The sequence below is a fragment of the Kitasatospora putterlickiae genome (assembly GCF_039527695.1).
Classification (GTDB): Bacteria; Actinomycetota; Actinomycetes; order Streptomycetales; family Streptomycetaceae; genus Kitasatospora; species Kitasatospora putterlickiae.
This window is the reverse complement of sequence record NZ_BAAAKJ010000576.1, coordinates 1-744: the sequence shown is the minus strand read 5'-3', so window position 1 is coordinate 744 and position 744 is coordinate 1. Positions and strand designations below refer to the sequence as shown.

At 70.3% G+C, this 744-nt stretch carries 1 pseudogene; it reads right to left on the bottom strand.

Annotated elements, in window-relative coordinates:
• Positions 1–715 (bottom strand): annotated as a pseudogene (locus ABD308_RS39505) (IS3 family transposase); the annotation flags it as partial.
• Positions 716–744 lie beyond the last annotated feature (29 nt).

Sequence of the window (744 nt, the reverse complement as noted above, 5' to 3'; positions counted from 1 at the left end):
GTGAAGTCCGCGACCCAGGTCCGGTTCGGCGCCGGGGCCACGAAGTCGCGCTCGACCAGGTCGGGCGCTCGCGCGGCGGTTGGATCCGGCACGGTGGTGACGACCTTCCTCCCGCGCACGGCCCCGGTGATGCCGAGCTCGCGCATCAGGCGCTCGACGGTGCAGCGGGCCGCGGCGTGGCCCTGCCGCCCCAGCTCGCGCCAGACCTTCCGGGCTCCGTAGACACGGTAGTTGGCCTCGTGTACCTCGGTGATCAGCCGCTTCAGTTCGGCATCGCGGACCTGCCGCGCCGACGGTGACGCCTGTCGATGCTTGTGGGCGTAGTAGGTGGAGGGGGCGATGCTGCACTCGTGCATGGCCAGCACGCGGCAGATCGGCTCGACGCCGCCGAAGCGGTCCCGGTGCTCGTCGATGAACGCTACGAGCGCAGATGTGGCCGGTCGAGCTCGGCCGCGAAGAAACTTGCCGCGGCCTTGAGGATCTCGTTCGCCCTCTTCAGCTCGGCGACCTCCTTCTTCAAAGCCTTGACCTGCGCGGACTCCTCGCTGGTCGTCCCCGGGCGCTGCCCGGAGTCGATCTGGTCCCGCCGGACCCACTGCCGCACGGTCTCGGCCGATCCGATGCCGAGCTTGGACGCGACGGCCTTCATCGCGGCCCACTCGGTGTCGTAGTCCGGACGGACCTCCGCGACCATGCGCACCGCACGACGCCGCAGCTCAGTGGGATAGGGGGAGGGACGTGCCA